Genomic DNA, 24840 nt, shown 5'->3' with positions numbered 1-24840 from the left:
CTGGGGGCCATTGGCGACCGACGACAACGCGGCGAGGTGCGCTTGTGCCCTGGGGGTACCTCCCGGCCGAAGGCTGGGGGAGCGTCGCGGACCCGGCAAGGGTCCAAGGGCCAGGCCCTGCAAGGGTGCGTGCGGGGAAATGCGGGTGGCGCAGCCCGGTGGCATAGGGTCGGCCGGGTGGACCGCAAAGACTTCTCCAACCCGGCGTTCGTCGGCAAGAGCATCCCGAACCCCGGTTTCTCCGACGACGACGGCACGGCGGACCCGGCGCTGACCGCCGCCCTCGCCCGCTGGGCGCAGGACCGTGCGGCCGAGCCCGAGGTGCTGGCGGCGCTGGCCCCGACCCGGCTGATGGTGCCGATCGTCGCCATCCTCGGCGAGGTGGAGGTGGACGAGCACGGGCACCGGCACGACAAGAGCAGCGACATGGCCGTGCCGGTGCTGGAGGCCCCGGACGGGCGCCGCGCGCTGCCGGCCTTCACCTCGCTGGAGACGATGACCCGCTGGCGCGCGGACGCCCGCCCGGCGCCGGTGGTCGCCCCGCAGGCGGCGATGGTGGCCTTCTCCGAGCGCGCCGACACCCTGGTGGTCGACCCGGCCGGGCCGGTGCCCTTCCTGCTGGGCGGCGCGCGGCTGCGGGCGCTCGCGGAGAACCGGCCGTACCTGCCGCCGGTGACGGACCCGGAGGTGCGCGCGGCGGTGCGGGCGCTGCTGGCGGCCGAGCCGCAGGTGGTCAGCGGGCTGCTGGCGCCGTCCGAGGACGCGGACGGGGTGCTCGCCGTGGTGTTCGACCCGGAGCTGGACCAGTCCGGTCTGCAGGCGGCCGCGCAGCGGGTCGGGCAGGCGGTGGCGGCGGACCCGCTGCTGCGGGTGCGGCTGGACCGCGGGCTGGACCTGGCGGTGCTCCCGGCGAGCGCGCAGCTGCCGGCGGAGCCGCTGTACCGGCGGTAGGAAAGCGACGGGCCGCCGCCTCACCCGAGGCGGCGGCCCGGCGGGGGCGTCAGGAGTAGACCGGCCCGGTGAACTTCTCGCCCGGCCCGGCGCCCGGCGCGTCCGGGACGAGCGAGGCCTCGCGGAAGGCGAGCTGCAGCGAGCGCAGCCCGTCGCGCAGCGGCGCGGCGTGGAAGTTGCTGATCTCGGGGGCGCCGGCGGTGATCAGCCCGGCGAGGGCGGTGATCAGCTTGCGGGCCTCGTCCAGGTCCTTGTCCTTCTCGCCGCCCTCGGCGAGGCCGCACTTGACGGCGGCGGCGCTCATCAGGTGCACGGCGACGGTGGTGATCACCTCGACGGCCGGGACCTCGGCGATGTCCCGGGTGAGGTCGTCGAAGCCGATCGCCTCGTCGTCCGCGCCGGGGTTCTGGGTGGGCTCGCTGCTCAAGGGGGGCTCGTTCCGTCGTGCCGGTGTCGTACCCCAGGAGCGTACAAGGGCCCCGGCGCGGGGGCGGAATAGCGTTCGGACGCCCGACGCTGTAGGCTTCGAGACTGACCGGCCGGGATCCCTCGTGGGAATCCGGCCAGCAAGTGGAGGCTCCACTGCGAGGAGGCCCGAGAGGGCAACCGCGAAAGTCTCCCACCTGATCGGCCTCGCGGTCGACGGGTCCGGTCCGCGACGGGCGCCACGGCGCCGAGTCGCCCGCAGCGTCCCTCACCGGGCGCCGCCCCCGGTTGTGTGGAGCCCCGCTTGTACCGAGCGGGGCTTTTTTCGTGTCGCGGTGCACACGGTGTCGAGGGGCACCGGGCAGCGCAGCACGAATGAAGCCCCGCCCAGTGGTCGAGTCCACTACGTGCGACCGCCGTCCGACGGCCGCATCGCAGAAGGTGCAACCGAGGAGGCCCCATCAGCACCGAGCCCCGCATCAACGACCGGATTCGCGTCCCGGAGGTGCGACTCGTCGGTCCCAGCGGCGAGCAGGTCGGCATCGTGCCGCTTGCCAAGGCGCTGGAGCTCGCGCAGGAGTACGACCTCGACCTGGTCGAGGTCGCGGCGACCGCCCGGCCGCCGGTGTGCAAGCTCATGGACTACGGCAAGTTCAAGTACGAGTCGGCCATGAAGGCCCGTGAGGCGCGCAAGAACCAGGCGCACACGGTCATCAAGGAGATGAAGCTCCGGCCGAAGATCGACCCGCACGACTACGACACCAAGAAGGGTCACGTCGTCCGGTTCCTCAAGCAGGGTGACAAGGTCAAGATCACGATCATGTTCCGTGGTCGTGAGCAGTCCCGCCCCGAGCTGGGCTTCCGTCTGCTGCAGCGGCTCGCCGACGACGTCCAGGACTTGGGCTTCGTCGAGTCCTCGCCGAAGCAGGACGGCCGGAACATGATCATGGTTCTTGGCCCGCACAAGAAGAAGACCGAGGCGATGGCCGAGGCCCGTGCCCTCGCGGACGCCCGCAAGGCCGAGCGACAGGGCCGCACCGTCGGCTCCGACGCCGCCGCGGACGACGCCGCCGAGATCGAGGCCGACGAGATCGAGGCCGACGCCGAGGTGCAGGACGCCCCGGCCGAGGTCGAGGCCCCCGCGGCCGAGGCTCCGGTCGAGCAGCCGGCCGCCCCCCAGGGCGCCTGAGCCGCAAGGCTCGGACGACCGGGGTCGGCCCCCTGGTGACGGGCGTCCCGCCCGCCACCGCAGATCCATCCAGTTCACGCCCGCGCGGCGCAAACCGCGCGGGCGCGGACGGGACCGACGAGGAGATACGGCGAAATGCCGAAGCAGAAGACGCACAGTGGCGCCAGCAAGCGCTTCAAGATCAGTGGCTCTGGCAAGGTGCTGCGCGAGCGCGCCGGCCGCCGCCACCTCCTGGAGCACAAGCCCTCGACGCTGACCCGCAAGCTGGCCGGGACGATCGAGCTGGCCCCCGCTGACGCCAAGAAGATCAAGAAGCTTCTCGGCAAGTGATCGCCCTCCCGCCCGGCGCGAGCCGAGTGCGGGGCAGCTGATCCTTCCCGACCCATTCGAATGACGGACCACGTGAAGTAGTCCGTGGTCCAACCCAAGGAGTAATCAAGTGGCACGCGTCAAGCGGGCAGTCAACGCCCACAAGAAGCGCCGGGTCATCCTGGAGCGCGCCAGCGGCTACCGCGGCCAGCGCTCGCGCCTGTACCGCAAGGCCAAGGAGCAGGTCACCCACTCGCTGGTCTACAACTTCAACGACCGCAAGAAGCGCAAGGGCGACTTCCGTCAGCTGTGGATCCAGCGCATCAACGCTGCGGCCCGTGCCAACGGCATCACCTACAACCGCTTCGTGCAGGGCCTGAAGGCCGCCAGCGTCGAGATCGACCGCAAGATGCTGGCCGACCTGGCCGTCAACGACCCGGGTGCGTTCGCCTCCCTGGTCGAGGTCGCCCAGAAGGCGCTGCCGGCCGACGTGAACGCCCCGAAGGCCGCCGCCGACGCCGCCTGATCTTCCGAGATCGGTTGAGCTTCCGACCGGACCCGCAGGCTCGCCTGCGGGTCCGGTTCTGCGTTCCGCCCCCATCCCGCCCAGAGTCAGCGCCTCCAGAGAACGAGACCATGCCGAGCACCGACACCCCCCTGCTCACCTCCCTGCGCTCGCCGCGCGTCGTCGCCGCCCGCCGGCTCGCCAAGCGGAACCAGCGCACCAAGGAGCGCCGCTTCCTGGCCGAGGGCCCGCAGGCCGTCCGGGAGGCCGTCGCCTTCGGCCGGCTGCCGGGGACGGGAGAGCACGCCGTGGTCGAGGTGTACGTGGGCCAGGAGGCCGCCGAGCGGCACGCCGACATCGTCGAGGCCGCGCTCGCCGAGGGCCTGCCGGTGCTGACCGCCACCGACGAGGTGATCGCCGACATCTGCGACACGGTGACCCCGCAGGGCATCGTGGCGCTCTGCCGCTTCATCGACACCCCGTTCGCCGAGGTCCTGAGGGCCCGGCCCAAGCTGGTGGCGGTCCTCGCCCACGTGCGCGACCCCGGGAACGCGGGCACCGTGCTGCGCACCGCCGACGCGGCCGGCGCGGACGCCGTGGTGCTCACCGACGCCTCCGTGGACCTCTACAACCCGAAGGCCGTCCGGGCCTCCGTGGGCAGCCTGTTCCACCTGCCGGTGGCGGTCGGCGTGCCGGTCGAGGAGGCGGTCGGGAAGCTGCGCGAGGCGGGCGTGCGGGTGCTGGCCGCGGACGGCGCGGGGGAGCGCGACCTCGACCAGGAGCTCGACGAGGGCACCCTGGGCGCGCCCGGCGCATGGGTGTTCGGCAACGAGGCGTGGGGGCTCCCGGAGGAGACCCGCGCGCTCACCGACGAGGTCGTGCGGGTGCCCATCCACGGCCACGCCGAGAGCCTCAACCTGGCCACCGCCGCGGCCGTCTGCCTGTACGCCTCGGCGCGGGCCCAGCGCTCGCCCGGCGGCTGCCGGGCCGCGGGCTGAGGCCCGGCGCCCACGCCCGGGGAGGCGCGCGCGCCTCGTACGCCCCACGACGCGCCGGGATCACCCCGCCGCAGGCCCTACTGCCGGGGCCTGCGAGGCGCTAGGGTCTGCCTGAGTGGGGGGAACTGCACGGTGGGTAATCGGGGAGGACACCCATGGTCGGCAGCGGGCCTGAGCTGGACCCGGACGACCTGCCGGACGGCCTGGTGGTCGCCGACGCGCTGGGCCGGGTGGTCGGCTTCAACCGGGCCGCGGCCCGGCTGACCGGCGTGCGGCCGGCGGCCGCGCTCGGGCAGCTGCTGGAGGACGTCCTCCCGCTGGAGGACCTGGACGGCCACCGCTGGTGGCAGCTGACCGACCCGTACGGCGGGCTGGCGATCCGCACCGGGCAGCCGGAGCGCAACCTGCTGCTGCCCGGCGGCCGCGAGGTCCTGGTCTCCGCCCGCTACGTCCGGGCGGTGCCCCGCGGGCCGCTGGAGCGGCTGGTGATCGCGCTGCGCGGCACCGAGGCCCGGCGCCGCACCGAGCGCAGCCACGCCGAGCTGATCGCCACCGTCGCGCACGAGCTGCGCTCCCCGCTGACCAGCGTCAAGGGCTTCACCAAGACGCTGCTGGCCAAGTGGGAGCGGTTCACCGACGGGCAGAAGCGGCTGATGCTGGAGACCGTCGACGCGGACGCCGACCGGGTCACCCGGCTGATCGCCGAGCTGCTGGACATCTCCCGGATCGACGCCGGCCGGCTGGAGCTGCGCAAGCAGGTGGTCGACCCGGCGGCGGCGGTGCGCCGGCACGTCGAGCGGACGGTCGCCACCGGCATCCCCGAGGAGCGCTTCGACGTCCGGATCACCGAGCCGCTGACGGTGCTCTGGGCCGACCCGGACAAGCTCGACCAGGTGCTGGCCAACCTGCTGGAAAACGCGGTGCGCCACGGCGAGGGAACTGTCACCATCGAGGTGGCACCGGCCAAGGAGGTCGTCGAGGCGCCCGTCTGGGAGCGCTCCGGCACCCCGCCCCGCATCGTGGAAGGCACAGCGGTCACCGTGAGCGACGAAGGCAGCGGCATCCCCGAGGACTCGATGCCGCGCGTCTTCACCCGCTTCTGGCGCGGCTCCAAGCGCGGCGGCACCGGCCTCGGCCTCTACATCGTCAAGGGCATCGTGGAGGCCCACGGCGGTTCCATCCGGGTCGACCGCGCGCCCGGCGGCGGCGCCCGGTTCCGATTTATCCTGCCCGCCGGCGTGCCCGACTTCATGCTCTGAAGCGGGGCCCGGACGGGCTTCACGGCAGCCGCGCTACGCGCTGCGACTACACTCGACCTTTGGCGTTGCGCAACGCCCTGCGCGGCTGAGCCGCGGACACCCACTCCCGTGAGCCTCCGGTGAACGGAGCCCGGGCTGCCCGTGCCCCGGCCCCGCCGGGCGTGGCGCGAAGGCGAGCCCCACACACCTGAGCACGGACGAGCAGGAGCACGGGAAGATAGAGATGTCGGCACCCAACAAGTCGTACGACCCGGTCGAGGTCGAGGCCCTCAAGCCCGAGGTGGTGGAGCAGGCGCGGGACGAGGCGATCGCCGCCTTCGCCGCCGCCGGCACCCTGGACGAGCTGAAGCAGGCCAAGGTCGCCCACACCGGCGACCGCTCGGCCCTCTCCCTCGCCAACCGCGAGATCGGCGCCCTGCCCCCGCACGCCAAGGCCGCCGCCGGCAAGCTGATCGGCCAGGCCCGCGGCGCCGTCAACCAGGCCCTGGCCAAGCGCCAGGCCGAGCTGGAGGCGGAGCGGGACGCCCGCGTGCTGGTCGAGGAGGCGGTGGACGTCACCCTGCCGTACGACCGCGCCCCGCGCGGCGCCCGGCACCCGCTGACCACGCTGGCCGAGCGCATCGAGGACACCTTCGTCGCGATGGGCTACCAGGTCGCCGAGGGCCCCGAGGTCGAGGCCGAGTGGCTGAACTTCGACGCCCTCAACCTGGGCCCGGACCACCCGGCCCGCTCGATGCAGGACACCTTCTTCGTCCAGGCCCCGGACGGCTCCGCCGACTCCGGCGTGGTGCTGCGCACCCAGACCTCCCCGGTCCAGGCCCGCACCCTGCTCGACCGCGAGCCCCCGGTGTACGTGGTCTGCCCCGGCCGGGTCTACCGGACGGACGAGCTGGACGCCACCCACACCCCGGTGTTCCGCCAGGTCGAGGGCCTCGCCGTCGACGAGGGCATCACCTTCGCCGACCTCAAGGGCACCATCGAGGTGCTGGTCGAGAAGCTGATCGGCGGCGGCCTGGAGCTGCGCTGGCGCCCCTCGTACTTCCCGTTCACCGAGCCGAGCGCCGAGATCGACCTGCAGTGCTTCGTGTGCCGCGGCGAGAGCGTCGGCAACCCGGACCGGCCGTGCCGGACCTGCTCCTCGGAGGGCTGGATCGAGCTGGGCGGCTGCGGCGTCGTCAACCCGCGGGTGCTGGTCGCCTGCGGCGTCGACCCGAACCGCTACAGCGGGTTCGCCTTCGGCCTGGGCCTGGAGCGGATCCTGATGAATCGTCACAACGTCGCCGACATGCGCGACATGGTCGAGGGTGACGTGCGCTTCACCCTCCCGTTCGGGATGGAGATCTGATGCGCGTCCCGCTTTCCTGGCTGCGCGAGTACGTCGACCTGCCGGCCGGCGAGACCGGCCGTGACGTGGCGGAGCGCCTGGTCCGGGCCGGGCTGGAGGTCGAGACCGTCGAGCAGCTCGGCGCCGACCTCAAGGGCCCGCTGGTGGTCGGCGAGGTGCTCTCCATCGAGGAGCTGTCCGGCTTCAAGAAGCCGATCCGGCACTGCTTCGTCAACGTCGGCGACGCCAACGGCACCGGCGAGCCGCAGGAGATCGTCTGCGGCGCGACCAACTTCGCGGTCGGCGACAAGGTCGTGGTCGTGCTCCCGGGAGCCGTGCTGCCCGGCCCGTTCCCGATCGCGGCCCGCCAGACCTACGGCCACACCTCGGCCGGCATGATCTGCTCCACCCGCGAGCTCGGCATGGGCGACGACCACGGCGGCATCCTCGTGCTGCCGCCGGAGTTCGAGCCCGGCACCGACGCCATCGAGCTGCTGCAGCTGGTCGACGAGGTGCTGGACATCGCCGTCACCCCGGACCGCGGCTACTGCCTGTCCATGCGCGGCGTGGCCCGCGAGGCCGCCGCCGCGTACGGGCTGCCGCTGGCCGACCCGGCGCTGCTCGACGTGCCGCCGGCGAACTCCTTCGGCTACCTGGTGAAGGTCAACGACCCGGCCGGCTGCGACCGCTTCGTCGCCCGCACCGTCGTCGGCGTCGACCCGAACGCCAAGTCCCCGATCTGGCTGCAGCGCCGCCTGCAGAAGTCGGGCATCCGCCCGATCTCGCTGACCGTCGACATCACCAACTACGTGATGCTGGAGGTCGGCCAGCCGCTGCACGCCTACGACAAGCAGCGCGTGGACGGCCCGATCTCGGTCCGCCGGGCGGAGCCGGGCGAGACCCTGACCACGCTGGACGGGGTCGACCGCAAGCTGTCCGTCGAGGACCTGCTGATCTGCGACAACAGCGGCCCGATCGGGCTCGCGGGCGTCATGGGCGGCGCCTCCACCGAGATCCTCGACCCGGCCGCCGGTCCGGGCACCACCGAGGTGATCATCGAGGCCGCGCACTTCGACCCGGTCGTCATCGCCCGTGCCGCCAAGCGGCACAAGCTGCCCTCCGAGGCCTCCAAGCGCTTCGAGCGCGGTGTGGACCCGGAGGCGGCCCGCGCCGCCGCGCAGCGCGCCGTCGACCTGCTGGTGCTGATCGCCGGCGGCACCGCGGAGGCCGGGGTCACCGACATCGCCGCCCCGCACCCGGTGCGCACCATCCTGATCTCCGCCGACCTGCCCGACCGGGTCGCCGGCACCGAGTACGGCCGCGAGACGGTCACCCGGCGCCTGCAGGAGATCGGCTGCTCGGTCGCGGGCGCCGACACCCTGGAGGTCACCCCGCCGACCTGGCGGCCCGACCTCACCGACCCGTACGACCTCGCCGAGGAGGTCATCCGGCTGGAGGGCTACGACAACGTCCCCGCCCGGATGCCGAACGTCCCGCCGGGCAAGGGCCTGACCGAGGCCCAGCGCATCCACCGCCGGATCGGCGTGGCGCTGGCCGGGGCCGGCTACGTCGAGGTCAACAACTACCCGTTCCTCGGTGAGCCCGCCTTCGAGGCGCTCGGCCTGGAGCCGGAGGACCGGCGCCGCCGCACTGTCAAGCTGGTCAACCCGCTGAACGACGAGGAGCCGGCGCTGCGCACCACGCTGCTGCCGGGCCTGCTCGGCGCGCTGCGCCGCAACGTCGGCCGGGGCAACACCGACCTGGCGATCTTCGAGGCCGGCACCGTCTTCCTGCCCAAGGACGAGCTGTCGGTGGCGCCGCGCCCGTCCGTCGACCACCGGCCCAGCGACGCCGAGCTGGCCGAGCTGGACGCCGCGCTGCCGGACCAGCCGCGCCGGATCGCCGTGGCCCTCGCGGGCGAGCGGCTGCCGTCCGGCTGGTGGGGCAAGGGCGACCAGGCCTCCTGGGCGGACGCCGTCGAGGCGGCCCGCACGGTCGCCCGCGCGGCCGGCGTGGAGCTGACCGTCCGCCAGGGGCAGCTCGCGCCCTGGCACCCGGGCCGCTGCGCCGAGCTGGTCGTCACCGGCACCGACCGGGTGGTCGGCCACGCCGGCGAGCTGCACCCGCGCGTGGTCAAGGCGCTCGGCCTGCCGGCCCGTTCGGCGGCCATGGAGATCGACGTCGACCTGCTGACGGCGGACGGCCCTCAGAAGGTCAACGGCCCGGCCGTGTCCGGCTTCCCGGTCGCCACCCAGGACGTCGCGCTGATCGTCGACACCGCCGTCCCGGCCGCCGAGGTCGAGGCCGCGCTGCGCTCCGGCGCGGGCGAACTGCTGGAGGCCATCCGGCTGTTCGACGTGTTCACCGGCGAGCAGGTCGGCGAGGGCAAGAAGTCGCTGGCGTACGCGCTGCGCTTCCGCGCCGCGGACCGCACGCTGACCGCCGACGAGGCCACCGCCGCCCGCGAGGCGGCCGTCGCCGAGGCCGTCGCCCGCACCGGCGCGGTGCTGCGCGGCGCCTGATCCGGTAGGCCCCGAAGGGCCCCGTTCGGACCGTTCCCCGGTCCGGGCGGGGCCCTTTGCGTTCTCTTGGCTTGACGGCCCCTCACCTCCTCGCTTATCTCTTTACCTATGGAACTAGATAAAGGCGCTGACCAGCCCTCTCCGATCGAGTTCCGCCTGGACCCGGCCTCCGGTGTCCCGACCTACCTGCAGCTCGTGCAGCAGGTCGAACAGGCGTTGCGGATGGGCTGGTTGAGCGAGGGGGACCAGCTGCCCCGGGTGCGCGAGGTGGTCGCCGGCCTGGCGATCAACCCCAACACCGTGCTCAAGGCCTACCGGGAGCTGGAGCACCGCGGCCTGGCGGCCGGCCGTCGCGGCCAGGGCACCTTCGTGCGCGGGCTGCCCGCCGGGGTGGTGCCGCTGCGCGAACGGGCCGCGCTGCGGCGGGGGCTGCTGGACTGGATGCGCTCGGCGCGGGCCGCCGGGCTGGACGAGGGGGGGATGGTCGCGGTGTTCGAGGACGCGCTGCGCGACCTGCGCGAGGGTCGCAACGGGGTGGTGGCGTGATGTCGGCGGACACGGTGATCGACTGCGGCGGGATCGGCAAGCGCTACCGCCGCTCCTGGGCGCTGCGGGACTGCCACCTCGCCGTCCCGGCCGGGCACGTGGTGGCCCTGGTCGGCCCGAACGGCGCCGGCAAGACCACGCTGCTCAGCCTGGCGGCCGGCCTGACCCTGCCCAGCGAGGGTGCGATGACCGTCCTCGGCGACCAACTCCCCGGCTCGCCCCGGGCGTTGGACCGGATCGGCTTCGTCGCCCAGAACGCCGCGCTCTACCCGGGCCTGCGCGTGCGCGACCTGCTCGCGATGGGCCGCCACCTCAACCGGCGCTGGGACGCCGACCGGGCGCGCACCCACCTGGACGGCCTCGGCATCCCGCTGGACCGCAAGTACGGCCGGCTCTCCGGCGGCCAGCAGGCCCAGGTCTCGCTCGCCCTGGCCCTCGCCAAGCGGCCCGAACTCCTGTTGCTGGACGAGCCGTTGGCCGCGCTCGACCCGCTCGCCCGGCACGACTTCATGGCCGTGCTGCTCACCGCGGTGGCCGAGGACGGCCTGTCGGTGGTGTTCTCCTCGCACGCCGTCAACGAGCTGGAGCAGACCTGCGACTACCTGGTGGTGCTCACCGGCGGCCGGGTCCAGGTCGCCGGGGAGGTGGACGACCTGCTGGGCGGCCACCGGATGCTCACCGGCCCGACCGCGCAGGCCCAGGCCGTCGCCGAGCGCCTGCCGGTGGTCCGCGACCGCCGGGCCGGCGCGCAGTCCCACCTGCTGGTCCGCACCGGCGGCGTGGACGCGCCGGTCACCGGCGACTGGCGCCAACAGCGCATCGGCCTGGAGGAGTTGGTGCTCGCGTACCTGCGCGAGCCGACCGCCTCCGCCCTCCCCGGCCCGCGCGGGGCCGTCCGTACGAACGAGAAGGTCCTGCTGCCGTGAGCTCCACCACCCTCGCCCCGCCGCGTTCCGCCGTGCTGCGGGCCGCCGGGCTGCGCCACCGGCCGGCGCTGCTGACCCTGCTCGCGGTGATGGGCGCGATCTCGCTCGTCCTGCTGGTGCACGGCTGGTACCTGCACAACGGCCTGGACCGCACGGGCGCGGGCTCCTGCGATCCGGCCAGCGCCGCCTGCGTGGAGAAGTTCAAGCGGTACCTGCACCAGTACGCCGACAGCATGCCGATGCTCGGCAGCGTGTCCTACGTCCTCGGCGGCGTGTTCGGCGCGTTCCTCGGCGGCCCGCTGTTGGCGCGGGAGTTCGAGCACGGCACGGTGCGCTTCGCCTGGACCCAGGGGGCCGGGCGGACCCGCTGGACGGCGGGCGGCCTGGTTCTGGGCGGTGCGGTGCTGGCCGTGGTGGCAGCGCTGTTCGGGCTGGTGCTGCGCTGGTGGAGCGCGCCGCTGGAGCTCATGGGCGGACAGTTCCACCCGGACCTCTTCGTGCAGGCGTCGCCGGTGCTGGTCGGCCGGGTGCTGGTGGCCTTCGGGGTCGCGGCGCTGGCCGGCGCGGTGCTGCGCCGCACCGTGCTCGCGGTGGGCCTCGGCCTGGCAGCCTCGGTCGCGCTGCCGTTCCTCTCCGAGGCCGTGCGCTCGCACTACATGACTCCGCTGGACGAGCCGGTGCGTGCGATGACGTCCCTGGCCGTGGACGACCGCTGGGTGCTGAGCGTCTGGTACACGGACCCGGCCGGGAACCGGATGTCCGAGTCCGCCTTCTACGACCTCGGCGGCGACTACGCCCACCTCCAGTCCCTGGTGCACGACGGCGGCTACACGATGCACGAGGTGTACCAACCGGCCGACCGTTTCTGGCCGTTCCAGTGGATCGAGTTCGGCTGGACCACCCTGCTCGCGGTGGCGCTGTGCGCGGCGGCGGTCTGGTGGGTGCGGCGCCGGGCGGTCTGACCTGCGCGGTTCGGACCGGTTTGAAGCAGTTCCGTCAAAACCCTTGCGGGGGCGGGCCGGAGGGCGTTTTCCTTCTCGTTAGGAAGGTTTCCTAACCCATCGAGGAACCGGAGCACCCATGCGCCCTCAGCCCCGTCGCGCCCTCCGCATCGCCCTCGCCGCCGCCCTGGTGGCCGCGCCCCTGACGGCCGCGGCCACCGCGGCCGCCGCCCAGCCCGCGCCCGCGGCAACGTCCGTGCAGATCAAGGGAGTCGGCCTCGACGACCCGCACAAGAAGGACATCGCGATGCAGCTGGTGTCCAGCGCGGAGAACTCCTCCCTGGACTGGAAGGCCCAGTACAAGTACATCGAGGACATCGGCGACGGCCGCGGCTACACCGCCGGCATCATCGGCTTCTGCTCCGGCACCGGGGACATGCTGGACCTGGTCCGGCACTACACCGACCTCAAGCCCGGCAACGTCCTCGCCAAGTACCTGCCGGCGCTGAAGAAGGTCAACGGCAGCGCCTCGCACGCCGGCCTCGGCTCCCCGTTCGTCAAGGACTGGGCCACCGCCGCCAAGGACCCGGTCTTCCAGCAGGCCCAGAACGACGAGCGGGACCGGGTCTACTTCAACCCCGCCGTCAGCCAGGCCAAGGCCGACGGCCTGCGCGCGCTCGGCCAGTTCGCCTACTACGACGCCATCGTCATGCACGGCCCGGGCGACAGCTCCGACAGCTTCGGCGGCATCCGCGCCGCCGCCATGAAGAAGGCCAGGACGCCGGCCCAGGGCGGCGACGAGGCCACCTACCTCAAGGCCTTCCTGGAGGCCCGCAAGGTGGTCATGAAGAAGGAGGAGGCGCACTCCGACACCAGCAGGGTCGACACCGAGCAGCTGGTCTTCCTGAACGCCGGGAACTTCGACCTCAACCCGCCGCTCAAGTGGAAGGTCTACGGCGACAGTTACAGCATCAACAGCTGACCCGGAACCGCCGGGGCCCGGGAGCTGGACGGCTCCCGGGCCCCGGCGCGCGCTCCGGACCGGTCAGACGGTCGCGGTGTAGTCGTAGAAGCCGCGGCCGGACTTGCGGCCCAGCAGACCGGCGTCGACCATCCGGGACAGCAGCGGGGGAGCGGCGTACAGCGGCTCCTTGTACTCGTCGTACATGGACTCGGCGATCGAGACGATGGTGTCCAGGCCGATCAGGTCGCACAGCCGCAGCGGGCCCATCGGGTGGGCGCAGCCGGCCTCCATGCCCTTGTCGATGTCGGAGGCGGTGGCCACGCCCGACTCGAACATCCGCACCGCGGACAGCAGGTAGGGCACGAGCAGCGCGTTGACCACGAAGCCGGCCCGGTCGCGGGCGCGGATCGGCTCCTTGGCGAGCACCTGCGAGGCGAAGGCCTCGACCCGCTCGGTGGTGGCGGCCGAGGTGGTCAGGGTCGGGATGACCTCGACCAGCTTCTGCACCGGCGCCGGGTTGAAGAAGTGCAGGCCGATCACCTGCTCCGGGCGGGAGGTGGCGGCGGCCAGCTTCACGATCGGGATCGAGGAGGTGTTGGAGGCCAGGATCGCGTCGCGGCGCTCGATCACCTGGTCCAGGGTCTGGAAGATCTGGACCTTGATGTCCTCGCGCTCGGCGACGGCCTCGACCACCAGGTCGCGGTCCGCGAAGTCGGACAGGTCGACCGTGAAGGACAGCCGGGACATCGCCTCGTCCCGCGCCTCGGGGGTCAGCTTGCCGCGCTTGACGGCCGTGTCCAGCGAGTTGGTCAGCCGGGTGCGGCCGAACTCCAGGGCCTCGCCGCTGGCCTCCGACACCAGGACGTCCAGCCCCGCCCGGGCGAACACCTCGGCGATGCCCGACCCCATCAGGCCGCAGCCCACTACTCCCACGCGCGCGATGTCACTCACTCAGTTGCCCTTCGATGGTGCTGGGGGTCGCCCAGCGACTCGTGGCCCAGCAGGCTCGCTGGTCTCCGGGCCGGTGTACCGGTATGGGTGCACCGGTCACCGCCCCGACGACGTTACTACTCCGTACCGGCCAGTAGGTCACCCCCTCCCCGGAGGAGTGCCAGGTCGCCGGGATCCCCCGAAGGAGTGAGGCGGCCACCCCTGCGGGTGTGCCCGGGGCCACGGCCGCCCGGCGGCCGCCAGAATGCCGCAGACGGGGGCCGGGGACGGGAAGGGAGCACACGGTGCCGACGGGATCGCTGACAGGACAGGTCGCCGTGGTCACCGGCGCGGGCCGGGGCATCGGCCGGGAGATCGCCATCGGCCTGGCCGCCGAGGGCATGGCGGTCGGCCTGGTCGGCCGCACCCACGGCACGCTGACCGAGACGCTCAAGGAGTGCGTCAGGCGCGGCGCCCGCGGCGTCGCCGTCACCGCCGACGTCACCCGCCCCGGCGCGGTGCGCGAGGCCGTCCGGGTCGTCGAGCGCGACCTCGGCCCGATCGACCTGCTGGTCAACAACGCCGGCCAGGTCGACCGCGCCGAGGTGCCGATCTGGGAGACCGACGCCAACCAGTGGTGGCAGGTCGTCGAGACCAACCTGCGCGGCCCCTACAACCTGCTGCGCTGCGTCCTGCCCGGCATGGTGGAGCGGCGGCGCGGCCGGGTGGTCAACCTCAACTCCGGCTTCGCGCTGCGCCCGGACGGCCACTACACCGCGTACGCCACCTCCAAGGGCGCGCTGCTGCAGCTGTCGGACAACATGGCGGACTCGCTCGCCGGGCACGGCGTCGTCGTCCTCGACATCAGCCCGGGCGCGGTGGCCACCGACATGACCGCCGGGATGCCGATGTTCGACGGCATGAAGGCCTGGGGCTCCATCCCGTACATGGTCGCCGTCACCGTGGACGCCGCCCGCGGCCGCTTCGACGGCCTGCACGGGCGGTTCATCCACGCCGGGCGGGACGACCTGACGGAGCTGGTCGCCCGGGCCGACGAGATCCGCGAGGCCGACGCCCGGACGCTGCGGCTGCGGCCGTACAAGGCCGACGACCCGATGGCCTGACCGGCGAGCGGCGAGCGGCGAGCGGAGACCGGCGAGCGGCGGCCCTAGGCGCAGAGCTGGCTCGCGGTCACCGGCTTGAGCCCCGCCTTGCCGAGCCCGTCCAGGATGCCCGGCAGCGCGTCGATCGTGCACTGGTGCCCCATGTGCAGCGCCACCACCGAGCCGCCGCGCACCGAGCCCAGCACCCGGCGCTGCAGTTCGGCGGCGGTCGGGTCGCTGTAGTCGCGCGGGTCGACGTCGAAGGACAGCACGTGCTCGTAGCCGACCGCCTTGGCCTGGTCGCGCACCGTCGCGGTGGCGTACTGGGCGGCGGACGGCCGGAACCAGCGGCCGATCGAGCCTGTGAGCCGCTTCAGCCGGTCCGCGCACTGGGCGATCTCGGCCCGCGCCTGGTCCGGGGTCATCGCGGAGATGTTGAGGTGGTTCTGGGTGTGGTTGCCCAGCTCGTGGCCGCCGTCCAGGATCCGCCGGGCCATCTGCGGCTGCTGGTCCAGCCAGCTGCCGACGACCATCACGGTCACCTTGGCGCCGCGCTGCTCGGCGGCCTCCAGCAGGGCGGTGGCCAGCTTCGGGTCGCCGCTGCCGTGGAAGGTGAGCGCCACGTTCTTGCCGGTGCGCGGGCCGGACACCACCTCGAACGGCGTGCCGGCGGCCAGCGGCGGCAGCGCCGGCGGGGTCGGCGGCGCGGACGGCTGGGCGGCCGCGGCCGCCTCGGTGGACTGCGCCTCGGGCGAGGCGCTCGGCGCGGCGGAGGCCGGGCCCTCGCCGCCGCCCCAGGCCGGGTCGGTGGTGTGCGTCGGGTCGACGCTGCCGGGGTGCGCGGCGAGCGCCCCGGTGTCGGAGCGGCGGTGGCCGCCGCTGCCGCAGGAGGTGAGGAGGCCGCCGGCGGCGGAGAGGGCGGCCAGCTTGGCGGCGGTGCGCAGTACGGTGCGGCGGTCGGCAGTCATCGGCAGCCAGCATAGAGACGGCGGGCGGGTGGGGCGATCCGGGGCGGGGTGGGCGTGGCGGAGTTCGCGCACCACCCTTGACGTGCACACATTCGGTGCTGTGCGGGTTGCAGGAACCTGAACTCCCGCTGTTTCCAAGGGAAGTCCTTGGATACGATCGCGGCGCACCGCGCGTAGAGCGGCGGTGCCGACACTTCCGGCGTTGAGCACAGGGGGCGGAACGAGATGTACGAGGACACCGCGGCCGTCGACCAGGACACCGGCACCGACTGGGAGTGGGCGAGAGCCGACGACTGGCAGCCGCCCAGCGAACTCGACACCGGCACCCCGCACACCGCCCGGATGTACGACTACTACCTCGGGGGCAAGGACAACTTCGAGGCCGACCGCCGCGCCGCCCAGGCCGCCATCGCCGCCTACCCGGCGCTGCCGCTGCTCGCCCGCACCAACCGCCAGTTCCTCGGCCGCGCCGTCGAGTTCGTGGCCGGGCAGGGCGTGCGCCAGTTCATCGACATCGGCACCGGCATCCCGGCGGTCGGCTCCACCAGCGAGGTCGCCCGGCGGGTCGCCCCGGACGCGGACGTCGTGTACGTGGACAACGACCCGATCGTCGCCACCCACGCCCGGGCCCGGGTGGCCGGCCAGCAGATCGGGCGCACCTCGGTGGTCGAGGCCGACCTGCGGGACCCGGCGGCGATCCTGCGCGACCCGGCCCTGGGGGCCACCATCGACCTCTCCCAGCCGGTCGGCCTGATGCTGGTCGCCGTCCTGCACTTCATCCGCGACGAGGAGGGCGCGCAGCACGTCGTACGGACCCTGCGCGACGCGCTCGCCCCCGGCAGCGCCCTGATCCTCTCCCACGGCAGCCCGGACTTCGCCACCCGCGAGAGCGCCGCCGCGGGCGTGCGGATCTACCGGGGGGCCAGCTCCCCGCTCGTCCTGCGCCCGCGCGGCGACGTCGAGCCGTTCTTCGGCGACTTCGAGTTCGCCGGCCCCGGCCTCGTCCAACTCCCGCTCTGGCGCCCCACCGCCGGGCACGTCCGCACCGCCGACCTGCCCGAGGGCTGGCAGGAGGTCTCGGCGTACGCGGGCGTCGCCTTCAAACGCTGACGTCTCCTCAGGTGCGGTCCCGGCGCCCCCTCCACGCCGGGACCGCACTGCGCACACTACGGTCGGCCACTGACAGATCCGGGCACGCCCGGCTACCCTGCCGCGTGACCACCACCCTGCCCCCGCTGCCGCCCGCGGCCGCCGGACTGCTGGCCCGGGCCGGCGCCCCGCCCCGGCTCCTCGCCCACCTCGCCCTGGTCCACGAAGTCGCCCAGCGGATCGCCGAGTTCTGCGAGCGCCAGGGCCTGCCGTTCGACCGCGAGGCCGTCCTGTTCGGCGCCGCCACCCACGACATCGGCAAGACCGTCCACCCCGAGGAGCTCTCCGTCCCCGGCAGTGCGCACGAGCGCGCCGGCCACGCCCTGCTGCGCGCCGCCGGCGTCCCCGAGCGGCTGGCCCGCTTCGCCGGCCGCCACGGCAGCTGGAGCCGCCCCGACACCACCGTCGAGGACCTGCTGGTGAGCCTCGCCGACAAGGCGTGGAAGAACCGGCGCGTCCGCGACCTGGAGGACCGGGTGGTCGAGCGCCTGGCGGCCGCCACCGGGCAGCAGCCCTGGGAGGCCTTCCTGGCGCTGGACGACCTGCTCACCGGGATCGGCGAGGACGCCCCGCGGCGGCTCGCCGTCCAGGCGGCGCATCCGGTCCGAACCGTGTCGTAGCGCCCGAAAATGCCGCGACAGGCCGGGGCCGGCGGTGCTAGCTTCCGCGGCATGGAAGCCGTCACCGAGACCGAGATCCGCGCGTCCTTCGTCAACTGCTCCAAGGGCGAGGCGCGTCGGCTCAGCCTGCCCCGAGGGCTGGCCGAACTGCCCTGGGAGCACCTGGACTTCCTCGGCTGGCGGGACCAGGGCGCGCCGGACCGCGGCTACCTGGTGGCGCCCTACGGCGGCGAGCTGGTCGGGGTGACGCTCCGGGTGCCGACCATCCGGCGCAGCCTGACCAGGACGAACGTCTGCTCGCTGTGCATCACCGCGCACGCCGGCGCCGGCGTCGCGCTGCTGGCCGCCCGCCGGGCCGGGGCCGCCGGGCGGGAGGGCAACACCGTGGGCACCTACGTCTGCGCCGACCTCGCCTGCTCGCTGTACGTCCGCGGCCTGAAGAAGTCCGCCCTGGTCAGCCGGCCCACCGAGTCGCTGTCGCTGGAGGAGCAGGTCGCCCGCACGGTCGACAACCTGGACGGCTTCCTGGCTCGGGTGCTCGGCGCCGCCGACGCCGCCGCGTAACCGCTCCAGCGCTCACCGCTCGCACTCACCGCCCGCGCAGCCCGTCCAGCTCGCGCCGCTCCCGCTTGGTCGGGCGGCCCGCGCCGCGGTCGCGCTCGGCGACCTTGGGGGCGAACTCGCGCGGCGGCCGCGGCGGGCTGTTGTCGACCAGGCACTCCGCCGCCACGGCCGCACCGACCCGCTTGCGGATGAGCTTCTGCACCACGACGACCCGCTCGTACCCCTCCTCGCGCACCCGGACCTCGTCCCCGGGCCGCAGCGTCTGCGCGGGCTTGGCGCGTTCGCCGTTCACCCGCACGTGCCCCGCCTTGCAGGCGGCGGACGCCAGCGCGCGCGTCTTGGCCAGCCGGACCGACCAGATCCAGGCGTCGACCCGTACGGGCCCCTCGTGTTCAGCCATCCCCGGAGCCTATGCGAAGGACGGCGCCTCCTGGACGGCCCAGCCGTTGCCGTCCGGGTCGTTGAAGAACACGAAGCTGTTCCACGCCTCCCCGTGTCCGTCGACCCGGGAGCCCGCCTCGAAGTGCTGCACCGGGCTGACCGCCACGCCCCGCGCGGCGAGTTCGGCGTGCGCCTTCTCGATGTCGGTCACCACCAGCTGGAGGCCCTTCACCGAGCCGGGCGGCGAGTCGATGACCCCCTTGCCGACGACGATCGAGCAGCGCGAGCCCGGGGGAGTCAGCTGGACGACCCGGACGCCGTCGCGCAGCCGGGTGTCGTGGTCGACCGTGAAGCCGGCCTGCTCCTCGTAGAACCGCTTCGCCCGGTCCACGTCGGACACCGGGACCACCACGACTTCGAGCTTCCAGTCCATCGCCCTCACCCCTCTCGGTCGGGCTCTTCCAGTATCCGCCGAAAGGGTTCCCCGCCGACCCGTCCGATAGCCTGAGAACACGATGAATCCCGAGAGCACCGCCGCCGCGACCCCGTTCACCACCCCCTGGGGCGCCTTCCACCTCACCCGGCACCCGGAGGACCCCCGCGAGCGGCTGCGCGCCTGGGACGCCGCCGACGACTACCTGCTGCGCCACCTCGCCGGGGAGGCCGACAGCGCCGCCGGCGCCGCGACCGAGCTGGCCGGCCGCCGGATCGCCGTGCTCGGCGACCGCTGGGGCGCGCTCACCACCGCGCTGGCGCCGTACGAACCGGTCCAGATCACCGACTCGCACCTCGGCCGGCTGGCCACCCGCGCCAACCTGGCCCGGGCCGGCGCCGCCGTCGACGAGGCCCGGCTGCTGACCACCCGGGACACCCCGCCGGAGCGGATCGACGTGCTGCTGGTGCGCGTGCCCAAGAGCCTGGCGCTGCTGGAGGACCAGCTGCACCGGCTGGCGCCCGCCGTCCACCCGGGCACCGTGGTGATCGGCGCCGGCATGGTCACCGAGATCCACACCTCCACCCTGGAGCTGTTCGAGAAGATCCTCGGCCCGACCCGCACCTCGCTGGCCGTCCGCAAGGCCCGGCTGATCCTCTGCACGCCCGACCCGGCGCTCGCCCCCGGCCCCAGCCCGTGGCCGCACCGCTACGCGCTGCCGACCGACATCGGCCCCGCCGCCGGCCGGACAGTCGTCAACCACGCCGGCACCTTCTGCGCCGAGCGCCTCGACATCGGCACCCGCTTCTTCCTGTCCCACCTGCCGACCCCCGCCCCCGGCGACCGGGTGGTGGACCTCGGCTGCGGCAACGGCGTGGTCGGTACGGCCGCCGCGCTGGCCGGCCCGGGCGCGGAGCTGGTCTTCGTGGACGAGTCGTACCAGGCGGTGGCCTCCGCCGAGGAGACCTTCCGCGCCGGCCTGGGCCCGGACGCCCCGGCCGAGTTCCTGACCGCCGACGCGCTCGACCCGGCGGTGTTCGCCCCCGGCTCGGTGGACCTGGTGCTCAACAACCCGCCGTTCCACTCCCACCAGGCCACCACCGACGCGACCGCCTGGCGGATGTTCACCGGCGCCCGCCGGGCGCTGCGCCCCGGCGGCGAACTGTGGGTGGTCGGCAACCGGCACCTCGGCTACCACGTCAAGCTGCGCCGGCTCTTCGGCAACTGCCGACTCGTCGCGGGGAACCCGAAGTTCGTGGTGCTGCGCGCGGTCAAGCGCTGACGGCCGGGCGGCGGCCGGCGCGGGCGGCCGGCGGAGGTGGCCGGCGCGGGGTGGCCGGCGCGGGGTGGCCAGCGCGGCCCCGCCGCATACTCCTTGCATGAATTTTCTGCCCCACGTATATTCATGCCGAGACCAAGGAGGAACGCCATGGCATTGCGAGTCGCCGTCGCCGGCGCGAGCGGGTACGCGGGCGGTGAGGTGCTGCGCCTGCTGCTCGGCCACCCGGAGGTGGAGATCGGGGCGCTGACCGGCGGCTCGAACGCGGGCACCCGGCTGGGCGCGCTCCAGCCGCACCTGCTGCCGCTCGCCGACCGCGTCCTCGAGCCCACCACCCCCGAGGTGCTGGCCGACCACGACGTGGTGTTCCTGGCGCTGCCGCACGGCCAGTCCGCCGCCGTCGCCGAGGCGCTCGGCCCGAACGTCCTGGTCGTCGACTGCGGCGCCGACTTCCGGCTCCGGGCCGCCGCCGACTGGGAGCAGTTCTACGGCTCCGCGCACGCCGGCACCTGGCCCTACGGGCTGCCCGAACTCCCCGGCCACCGCGCCGCGTTGAAGGGCAGCAACCGGATCGCCGTGCCCGGCTGCTACCCGACCGCCGTCTCCCTCGCGCTGTTCCCGGCGTACGCCGCCGGCCTCGCCGAGCCGGAGGCCGTCGTGGTCGCCGCCTCCGGCACCTCCGGCGCCGGCAAGGCCGCCAAGACCCACCTGCTGGGCAGCGAGGTGATGGGCAGCGTCAGCCCGTACGGCGTCGGCGGCGTGCACCGGCACACCCCGGAGATGGCCCAGAACCTCACCCCGGTCGCGGGCGAGCCGGTCACCGTCTCCTTCACCCCCACCCTCGTCCCGATGCCGCGCGGCATCCTCGCCACCTGCTCCGCCAAGGCGAAGCCGGGCGTGACCGCCGAGCGCCTGCGCGCCGCCTACGCCGAGGCGTTCGACGGCGAGCCCTTCGTGCACCTGCTGCCCGAGGGCCAGTGGCCGCAGACCAGCAGCGTGTACGGCGCCAACACCGCGCTGGTGCAGGTCGCGCTGGACGCCACCGCCGGGCGGATCGTCGCGATCAGCGCGATCGACAACCTGGTCAAGGGCACCGCGGGCGGCGCGGTGCAGAGCATGAACATCGCCCTCGGCCTGCCCGAGGAGCTCGGCCTCCCCGTGAACGGAGTCGCACCGTGACCACCCAGAACACCGGCGTGACCGCCGCCAAGGGCTTCCGGGCCGCCGGCATCACCGCCGGCATCAAGGCCTCCGGCACCCCGGACCTCGCCCTGGTGGTGAACGACGGCCCCTCGCTCGCCGCGGCCGGCGTCTTCACCGCGAACCGGGTCAAGGCCGCGCCCGTCCTCTGGTCCGAGCAGGTCCTCAAGGGCGGCCGGGTCTCCGCCGTCGTCCTCAACTCCGGTGGCGCCAACGCCTGCACCGGCCCGCTCGGCTTCCAGGACACCCACGCCACCGCGGAGAAGGTGGCCGAGGACCTGGGTCTCAACGCGGGCGAGGTCGCCGTCGCCTCCACCGGCCTGATCGGCGTCCGGCTGCCGATGGACATCCTGCTGCCCGGCGTCACCACGGCCGCGCAGGCGCTCAGCGCGACGGGCGGCGAGGCCGCCGCGATCGCCATCAAGACCACCGACACCGTGCACAAGACCGCCCAGGTCACCAGCCCGGCCGGCTGGACGGTCGGCGGCATGGCCAAGGGCGCGGGCATGCTCGCCCCGAGCCTGGCCACCATGCTGGTGGTCCTCACCACCGACGCCGACGTCGACGCCGCCGGCCTGGACGCCGCGCTGCGCGGCGCCACTCGCACCACCTTCGACCGGATCGACTCCGACGGCTGCATGTCGACCAACGACACCGTGCTGCTGCTCGCCTCCGGCGCCTCCGGAACCGCCCCGGACGCGGCCGAGTTCGCCGAGGCCGTCCGCGCGGTCAGCGCCGACCTGGCCCGGCAGCTGATCGGCGACGCCGAGGGCGCCGGCAAGGAGATCCGGATCGACGTCACCGGCGCCGCCACCGAGGACGAGGCCGTCGAGGTCGCCCGGACGATCAGCCGCAACAACCTGCTCAAGTGCGCCATCCACGGCGAGGACCCCAACTGGGGCCGGGTGCTGGCCGCGATCGGCACCACCGCCGCCGCCTTCGACCCGAACGAGCTCGACGTCGCCATCAACGGCGTCTGGGTCTGCAAGTCCGGCGGCGTGGGCGAGGACCGCGACCTGGTGGACATGAAGGGCCGCGAGGTCGTCATCACCGCGAACCTCAACGCCGGTACGGCGAACGCCTCGCTGTGGACCAACGACCTCACCGCCGACTACGTCCACGAGAACAGCGCCTACTCCACCTGATCCCGCGACATCCTCCCCCAGCCTTCGGCCGGGGGGACCCCCACTACGAGGGAATCCCGTGCAGATCGCACCCAAGGGCGAACAGGCCCGCAACAACACCGCGTTGCCCAAGGCCATGACGCTGATCGAGGCCCTGCCGTGGCTGGAGCGCTTCCACGGCAAGACCGTCGTGATCAAGTTCGGCGGCAACGCCATGGTCGACGACAGCCTCAAGGCGGCCTTCGCCCAGGACGTGGTGTTCCTCCGCTACGCCGGCCTGCACCCCGTCGTGGTGCACGGCGGCGGCCCGCAGATCAGCGCCCAGCTCGACAAGCTGGGCCTGGAGTCCAGCTTCACCAACGGCCTGCGCGTCACCACCCCCGAGACCATGGACGTGGTCCGGATGGTGCTGGCCGGCCAGGTGCAGCGCGAGCTGGTCGGCCTGCTCAACGAGCACGGCCCGTTCGCGGTCGGCATGACCGGCGAGGACGCCCACACCATGACGGCCGTCAAGCGCTACGCGGTGGTCGACGGCGAGCAGGTCGACATCGGCCTGGTCGGCGACATCGTCAACATCGAGGCCGGCGCGGTGAAGGCGCTGATCGCGGACGGCCGCATCCCGGTGATCTCCTCGATCGCCCGCGGCGCGGACGGCCACGTCTACAACATCAACGCCGACACCGCCGCCGCCGCGCTGGCGGTCGCGCTCGGCGCCGAGATGCTGGTCGTCCTCACCGACGTCGAGGGCCTCTACAAGGACTGGCCGAACTCCGACGACGTGATCAGCCAGCTCACCGCGAGCGAGCTCGACGAGCTGCTGCCGGGCCTGGCCTCCGGCATGCTCCCCAAGATGGAGGGCTGCCTGCGCGCCGTCCGCTCCGGCGTCGGCACCGCCCGCGTCCTGGACGGCCGGGTGCAGCACAGCCTGCTGCTGGAGATCTTCACCGACGAGGGCATCGGCACGATGGTCGTGCCGGACGACGAACCGATCGTGACCGGGGGACTGGCGTGACGCACAACCAGCAGCTCACCGAGCGGTGGCAGCACACCTTCACCGACAACTACGGCACCCCGCGCATCCCGCTGGTGCGCGGCGCGGGCACCAAGCTCTGGGACGCGGACGGCAAGGAGTACACCGACCTGCTCGGCGGCATCGCCGTCAACGCCCTCGGCACCGCCCACCCGGCCGTGGTCGAGGCGGTCAGCCGGCAGATCGCCACCCTCGGCCACGTGTCCAACCTGTTCATGGCCGAGCCGACCATCGCCCTCGGCGAGCGGCTGCTGGAGCTGGACGGCCGCCCGGGCGGCCGGGTGTTCTTCTGCAACTCCGGCGCCGAGGCCAACGAGGCCGCCTTCAAGATCAGCCGGCGCACCGGCCGCACCCACCTGGTCGCCCTCCAGGGCGGCTTCCACGGCCGGACGATGGGCGCCCTCGCGCTCACCGGCCAGCCCGCCAAGCAGGACCCGTTCCGCCCGCTGCCCGGCGACGTCACCCACGTCCCGTTCGGTGACGTCGAGGCGCTGCGCGCGGCCGTCACCACCGGGACCGCCGCCGTCTTCCTGGAGCCGATCCAGGGCGAGAACGGCGCCGTCCCGCTGCCGGACGGCTACCTGCGGGCCGCCCGCGAGATCACCCGGGCCACCGGCACCCTGCTGGTGCTGGACGAGATCCAGACCGGCATCGGCCGCACCGGCCACTGGTTCGCCCACCAGGCCGTCGAGGGCGTCGAGCCGGACGTGGTCACCCTCGCCAAGGCGCTCGGCGGCGGCCTGCCGATGGGCGCCGTGCTGGCCTTCGGCGAAGCCGCCGACCTGCTCACCCCCGGCCAGCACGGCACCACCTTCGGCGGCAACCCGGTGGCCGCCGCGGCCGGGCTCGCGGTGCTCGACACCATCGAGTCCGAGGGCTTGCTGGAGCACGTGCGCAAGACCGGCGAGCGGCTGCGGCACGGTGTCGAGGCGCTCGGCGACCCGCTGGTCTCGCACGTGCGCGGGGCCGGCCTGCTGCTCGGCATCGTGCTCACCGAGCCGGTCTCGGCCCGGATCCAGGCCGCCGCGCAGGCGGCGGGTTACCTGGTCAACGCCGCCGTCCCGGACGCCGTCCGGCTGGCGCCGCCGCTGGTGCTGACCGAGCAGGAGGCCGACGCGTTCCTCGCCGCCCTGCCGGGCATCCTCCGGACGGTGCGCGAGAGCGCCCCGGCCGATGCGAGCTGACCGTCGTCCGGGAGA

At 73.7% G+C, this 24840-nt stretch carries 26 protein-coding genes; 21 read left to right on the top strand and 5 right to left on the bottom strand.

Annotation, left to right across the window (positions count from 1 at the left end; translation table 11 throughout):
- Nucleotides 1-177: 177 nt before the first annotated feature.
- Nucleotides 178-951: an SseB family protein gene (locus VM95_RS27690; RefSeq protein ID WP_045701625.1), complete on the top strand. Its 774-nt coding sequence runs from the start codon at nt 178-180 to the stop codon at nt 949-951.
- A gap of 49 nt (nt 952-1000) precedes the next feature.
- On the opposite strand, the gene VM95_RS27685 is transcribed toward VM95_RS27690, so the two are convergent.
- A complete protein-coding gene (locus VM95_RS27685; protein ID WP_045701622.1) occupies nt 1001-1378 on the bottom strand; it encodes a DUF1844 domain-containing protein in 378 nt (125 codons plus the stop codon).
- 459 nt (nt 1379-1837) lie between these two features.
- Here VM95_RS27685 and infC point away from each other — a divergent pair, with 459 nt between their 5' ends.
- The 11 genes from infC (at nt 1838) to VM95_RS27630 (ending at nt 12878) form a co-directional block, all read left to right on the top strand.
- Entirely contained in the window at nt 1838-2566 is a 729-nt protein-coding gene (gene infC / locus VM95_RS27680; protein WP_078860626.1) for a translation initiation factor IF-3, read from the top strand.
- Nucleotides 2567-2701: 135 nt separating this feature from the next.
- Complete coding sequence (rpmI, locus tag VM95_RS27675) at nt 2702-2896, top strand: 50S ribosomal protein L35 (protein WP_045701618.1); 195 nt, start codon at nt 2702-2704, stop codon at nt 2894-2896.
- 109 nt (nt 2897-3005) lie between these two features.
- Nucleotides 3006-3401 carry a 50S ribosomal protein L20 gene (gene rplT / locus VM95_RS27670; protein ID WP_030055649.1) on the top strand — a complete coding sequence of 132 codons (396 nt, stop codon included), beginning with the start codon at nt 3006-3008 and terminating at the stop codon, nt 3399-3401.
- Nucleotides 3402-3511: 110 nt separating this feature from the next.
- Nucleotides 3512-4378, top strand: a complete 867-nt coding sequence (locus VM95_RS27665) for a TrmH family RNA methyltransferase (protein WP_045701616.1) — start codon at nt 3512-3514, stop codon at nt 4376-4378.
- A 155-nt stretch (nt 4379-4533) separates the two neighbouring features.
- Nucleotides 4534-5637: a sensor histidine kinase gene (locus VM95_RS27660; RefSeq protein WP_045701614.1), complete on the top strand. Its 1104-nt coding sequence runs from the start codon at nt 4534-4536 to the stop codon at nt 5635-5637.
- A gap of 223 nt (nt 5638-5860) precedes the next feature.
- Nucleotides 5861-6982, top strand: a complete 1122-nt coding sequence (gene pheS, locus VM95_RS27655; RefSeq protein ID WP_045701612.1) for a phenylalanine--tRNA ligase subunit alpha — start codon at nt 5861-5863, stop codon at nt 6980-6982.
- Complete coding sequence (gene pheT, locus VM95_RS27650; protein WP_045701609.1) at nt 6982-9483, top strand: phenylalanine--tRNA ligase subunit beta; 2502 nt, start codon at nt 6982-6984, stop codon at nt 9481-9483. The genes pheS and pheT overlap by 1 nt, the downstream gene beginning before the upstream one ends.
- 108 nt (nt 9484-9591) lie before the next feature.
- Nucleotides 9592-10029: a GntR family transcriptional regulator gene (locus VM95_RS27645; protein WP_045701607.1), complete on the top strand. Its 438-nt coding sequence runs from the start codon at nt 9592-9594 to the stop codon at nt 10027-10029.
- Nucleotides 10029-10955 (top strand): ATP-binding cassette domain-containing protein, encoded by a 927-nt coding sequence (locus VM95_RS27640; protein WP_045701605.1) that lies wholly within the window; start codon nt 10029-10031, stop codon nt 10953-10955. Before VM95_RS27645 ends, VM95_RS27640 begins: the two co-directional genes overlap by 1 nt.
- Nucleotides 10952-11917: an ABC-2 transporter permease gene (locus VM95_RS39180; RefSeq protein WP_052707618.1), complete on the top strand. Its 966-nt coding sequence runs from the start codon at nt 10952-10954 to the stop codon at nt 11915-11917. Before VM95_RS27640 ends, VM95_RS39180 begins: the two co-directional genes overlap by 4 nt.
- Nucleotides 11918-12035: 118 nt before the next feature.
- Nucleotides 12036-12878, top strand: a complete 843-nt coding sequence (locus VM95_RS27630) for a chitosanase (protein ID WP_045701603.1) — start codon at nt 12036-12038, stop codon at nt 12876-12878.
- Between the two features lie 63 nt (nt 12879-12941).
- Here VM95_RS27630 and VM95_RS27625 read toward each other — a convergent pair whose 3' ends face one another.
- On the bottom strand, nt 12942-13811 hold the full coding sequence (locus VM95_RS27625; protein WP_045701601.1) for a 3-hydroxybutyryl-CoA dehydrogenase: 870 nt from the start codon (nt 13809-13811) through the stop codon (nt 12942-12944).
- A 284-nt stretch (nt 13812-14095) separates the two neighbouring features.
- On the opposite strand from VM95_RS27625, the gene VM95_RS27620 reads away from it, so the two are divergent.
- Nucleotides 14096-14914: an SDR family NAD(P)-dependent oxidoreductase gene (locus VM95_RS27620; protein ID WP_045701599.1), complete on the top strand. Its 819-nt coding sequence runs from the start codon at nt 14096-14098 to the stop codon at nt 14912-14914.
- 44 nt (nt 14915-14958) lie between these two features.
- On the opposite strand, the gene VM95_RS27615 is transcribed toward VM95_RS27620, so the two are convergent.
- Nucleotides 14959-15861, bottom strand: a complete 903-nt coding sequence (locus VM95_RS27615) for a polysaccharide deacetylase family protein (RefSeq protein ID WP_045701597.1) — start codon at nt 15859-15861, stop codon at nt 14959-14961.
- Nucleotides 15862-16086: 225 nt separating this feature from the next.
- On the opposite strand from VM95_RS27615, the gene VM95_RS27610 reads away from it, so the two are divergent.
- The 3 genes from VM95_RS27610 (at nt 16087) to VM95_RS27600 (ending at nt 18194) form a co-directional block, all read left to right on the top strand.
- Nucleotides 16087-16971, top strand: a complete 885-nt coding sequence (locus tag VM95_RS27610) for an SAM-dependent methyltransferase (protein ID WP_078860624.1) — start codon at nt 16087-16089, stop codon at nt 16969-16971.
- Nucleotides 16972-17075: 104 nt separating this feature from the next.
- The gene (locus VM95_RS27605; RefSeq protein ID WP_045701595.1) at nt 17076-17630 is read left to right on the top strand and encodes an HD domain-containing protein; all 555 of its coding nucleotides are present in this window, start codon (nt 17076-17078) and stop codon (nt 17628-17630) included.
- Nucleotides 17631-17681: 51 nt separating this feature from the next.
- Nucleotides 17682-18194 (top strand): FBP domain-containing protein, encoded by a 513-nt coding sequence (locus VM95_RS27600; RefSeq protein WP_045701593.1) that lies wholly within the window; start codon nt 17682-17684, stop codon nt 18192-18194.
- 25 nt (nt 18195-18219) lie between these two features.
- Here VM95_RS27600 and VM95_RS27595 read toward each other — a convergent pair whose 3' ends face one another.
- Both VM95_RS27595 and VM95_RS27590 read right to left on the bottom strand, forming a co-directional pair.
- Entirely contained in the window at nt 18220-18594 is a 375-nt protein-coding gene (locus VM95_RS27595; protein ID WP_045701591.1) for an RNA-binding S4 domain-containing protein, read from the bottom strand.
- A gap of 9 nt (nt 18595-18603) precedes the next feature.
- Complete coding sequence (locus tag VM95_RS27590; protein ID WP_045701588.1) at nt 18604-19008, bottom strand: VOC family protein; 405 nt, start codon at nt 19006-19008, stop codon at nt 18604-18606.
- Between the two features lie 82 nt (nt 19009-19090).
- Between VM95_RS27590 and VM95_RS27585 the strand changes: the two genes are divergently transcribed.
- From VM95_RS27585 to VM95_RS27565, 5 genes are all read left to right on the top strand, one after another.
- Nucleotides 19091-20290, top strand: coding sequence for a methyltransferase (locus VM95_RS27585; RefSeq protein WP_045701586.1), 1200 nt, complete (start codon nt 19091-19093; stop codon nt 20288-20290).
- 147 nt (nt 20291-20437) lie between these two features.
- Entirely contained in the window at nt 20438-21466 is a 1029-nt protein-coding gene (gene argC / locus VM95_RS27580) for an N-acetyl-gamma-glutamyl-phosphate reductase (protein WP_045701583.1), read from the top strand.
- A gap of 17 nt (nt 21467-21483) precedes the next feature.
- Complete coding sequence (gene argJ, locus VM95_RS27575; RefSeq protein WP_045701639.1) at nt 21484-22632, top strand: bifunctional glutamate N-acetyltransferase/amino-acid acetyltransferase ArgJ; 1149 nt, start codon at nt 21484-21486, stop codon at nt 22630-22632.
- 115 nt (nt 22633-22747) lie between these two features.
- The gene (argB, locus tag VM95_RS27570) at nt 22748-23623 is read left to right on the top strand and encodes an acetylglutamate kinase (protein WP_045701637.1); all 876 of its coding nucleotides are present in this window, start codon (nt 22748-22750) and stop codon (nt 23621-23623) included.
- A complete protein-coding gene (locus VM95_RS27565; protein WP_045701581.1) occupies nt 23620-24825 on the top strand; it encodes an acetylornithine transaminase in 1206 nt (401 codons plus the stop codon). The genes argB and VM95_RS27565 overlap by 4 nt, the downstream gene beginning before the upstream one ends.
- The last annotated feature ends 15 nt before the right edge of the window (nt 24826-24840 follow it).

Source organism: Streptomyces rubellomurinus (genome assembly GCF_000961885.1).
In the GTDB taxonomy this organism is placed as follows: Bacteria; Actinomycetota; Actinomycetes; order Streptomycetales; family Streptomycetaceae; genus Kitasatospora; species Kitasatospora rubellomurina.
This window is presented reverse-complemented; position numbering and strand designations above follow the sequence as displayed.